Here is a 2,756-nt window from a genome sequence, read left to right as displayed (position 1 = left end):
TTTCGTCTCCGCACGTTGGGATGAAAATTAATGAGTGGAACCGGCATATTCAAAAGTTTAATGTGACAGATGCTGAAATGCTTAAAGCTGAGATCGAACGGGACATTGACATTATGGAAGAAGACCAAGACCTCTTGATTTACTATCAGCTCATTGCATTTCGCCATCAGCTTATGATTGACTATGTGATTCCATCTGAAGGAAAACAAATGAAGTTGTCAGAATATTTAAAGAGAATTGAAGGCAACAACAGGAAGATGGAGAAACTAGTTGAATATTACTATTACTTTTTTCAGGGAATGTATGAATTTAAACAAGGCAATTTCTTGACTGCTATTACACTCTATCAAAAAGCAGAAAACACAATTCCCTATATTTCAGATGAAATTGAGCGGGCGGAATTTTATTTTAAAATGGCTGAAGTGTTTTATCATATGAAACAAACCCACGTATCCATGCACTATTCTTCTCAGGCGTATAACATCTATAAAACGCACGATCTTTACTCAGTCCGCCGCATACAATGCCATTTTGTGATCGCAGGTAACTACGACGATTTAGAAAGTCATGAAAAGGCACTCCCTCACCTCGAGCAGGCACTAAAAGGCGCACGGCTGCTTGAAAGCAAAAACAAGCGGATTTACGGCCAAGCTTTATTCAATATCGGAAATTGTTATCTTAAAATGGGCGAATTGACGAAAGCAGCAAAATACATGGAGCAATCGATACTCCAATTCAAAAAATCAAATTTCAACAACTTGACACAAGCTTATCACGATTTAGCCTTAATTTATTTTCTTCAACATAAACAAGACCAGGCAATGGATTGTTTCAGAAAAGGCGTACGCTTCGCATGTAAATTCGACAATGGCCTATTTAAAATCATGTTCGAAGGATTGCAGGCGCTGTTTATCAAAAAAGGAGAAACGTCCATTTTATTAAATGTTTTCAACAAATTAGAGACATCCCAAGGTTATCCTTATATGGAAGAGTTGGCATTATTAGCCGCAAAGTTTTATACTGAAATTGGGCAGATGGATGATTCTGTTATCTGTTTCAAAAAGATGGTTCATGCCCGCAAACAAATTCAGAGAGGGGATTGTTTGTATGAAATTTAAACTGACTTTGTGCGCTGTAATTGCTTTGATCGGTGTAAGCTTTATCAGTTCTTCCTTAGGAAATGAAGTAAACGTGGCATCCAGAAACATGACAAGCAAAGCTGCAAACGATTCAACGAACTCCCTGGTAGACAAAGCCATCTTTGGAAAGGAAATAACGATTGCAGAAAACGGAACGCTTGGTTAAGGACAAGACGCAGCTTAGGCTGCGTCTGTTTTCCTAATAGAGTTATAATAAAATAGGATTTATGTACAAAGTTTTTAAAAAATAATTATATCTATTTCTTAGCCAAAACTCTTTCAATATATGCTTCTATATTTTTTTCATCAATATGGATTTTCTTCAAAATAGCAACAATGTCGCGACCTGAAATAACAAGGATCGGATGTTCATCTTCTAAAAGTTCCTTATAAGCTTGACTACTAATATAGCTGGTCGTTACAAAGACTCCAAACTGGCGGTGGCGAATACGCGATATTAATCGATTTGTTTGCTTTACATGACAGCCATTTAAAGGAGAATAGCATTTTGCTTCCATTGCGCAATCAATTGTTAATATGCTGTTTTGCACTCCTATTTTGTATAATCCAATAGCATCTCTTCCGCCATCCCGGCTAGCACGGGTTAAATTAAACTTTACGAAATTCTTGTCCATCACCCGTAGAATATGAGCAGCAAAAAATTCAAACTGAATAGGTTTATCTTTAAAATATGTGTAAATGATTTTTAAAGCCTTATACCCTTCACTAGTGTTGGGCAATTGCTCTTCTTTAGTTCTAAACTTTGTTATTGGTTCTGCAACCAAAGGAGTTATGGTATTTAATCCTTTAGAAACAAATATTTTCCATTGTTCAGGTGCTATTTTGGCTGATGCCTCTAAGTCAACTGTTCTCATGATAAGCCAATCCTTTAATTTTTCTGTTTCGTTTGCTGTATCTAGTAAAGTAAAATAAGCCTCGTAATTTTGGAATCGGGAACCCTTGTGTGTTCTCCAAATGGCTACTAAACTCTCATCAATTGAAAATTGTTGTCTTCCCGGCACAGCAAGACCTACAAATGTTACGCTCCTTGAACTCTTTATTGTTGGGCTCTTTCGAAATAGAAGGAAGGGAGGAACATTTTTATAATTTTGTTCACTTATGTTATGAAAGGCGTCTCTTAATAGTTGGTTTCCTCTCTTTTCGTGCAATTCTCTACCAGCATCTCTGTTATCTCCATAATAACGTACATGTCCGGTTTCGAAGTTTATCTCATCAGGCCATTCTGATTCACTTCCTGATGTATATAAAACCACAAATGCTAACGAGTTTGGTTGTATCCCTCTTCTTGGGCGAAATCCTCCACTAATTCCTACACCTAATAGCTTATTTAAAGGATCATCTCCAGAATTCCCTTTATTCCCGCCTTCATAAATTGCATCTATACGGAGAGGGGCATTTTCTAAACTTTCAAATGGGTAAATTGAATTAAGTGTGTTTGTTTCTTTCAACTTCTGAACTCTCCTTCAGTTAGCATGTTAACATTTACAATTTATATTATAAGCCTTTACGAGAACCACTTGGAAGCTTTGGTTTTTAGGAAATCATAACTTATTTAGATTACTTGTGGTACTATTTACTTAGTTATCTTTTCCACTT

Annotated in this window: 3 protein-coding genes; 2 read left to right on the top strand and 1 reads right to left on the bottom strand. The window is 36.4% G+C overall.

Annotated features, from left to right (window positions below; genetic code table 11):
• On the top strand, positions 1-1,118 hold a 1,118-nt coding region (locus RAC86_RS37545; RefSeq protein ID WP_377886840.1), incomplete at its 5' end, for a response regulator aspartate phosphatase.
• Positions 1,108-1,305, top strand: coding sequence for a hypothetical protein (locus RAC86_RS37540; RefSeq protein WP_088467554.1), 198 nt, complete (start codon positions 1,108-1,110; stop codon positions 1,303-1,305). The genes RAC86_RS37545 and RAC86_RS37540, both read left to right, overlap by 11 nt.
• A gap of 91 nt (positions 1,306-1,396) precedes the next feature.
• On the opposite strand, the gene RAC86_RS37535 is transcribed toward RAC86_RS37540, so the two are convergent.
• Positions 1,397-2,608, bottom strand: a complete 1,212-nt coding sequence (locus RAC86_RS37535; protein ID WP_377886839.1) for a restriction endonuclease — start codon at positions 2,606-2,608, stop codon at positions 1,397-1,399.
• Positions 2,609-2,756: the final 148 nt, after the last annotated feature.

Source organism: Bacillus sp. LR_5, assembly GCF_042709275.1.
This window is presented reverse-complemented; position numbering and strand designations above follow the sequence as displayed.

Coding starts and splice junctions, on each gene's coding strand:
- RAC86_RS37540 (WP_088467554.1), top strand. CDS start 1,108: ATGAAATTTAAACTGACTTTGTGCGCTGTAATTGCTTTGATCGGTGTA.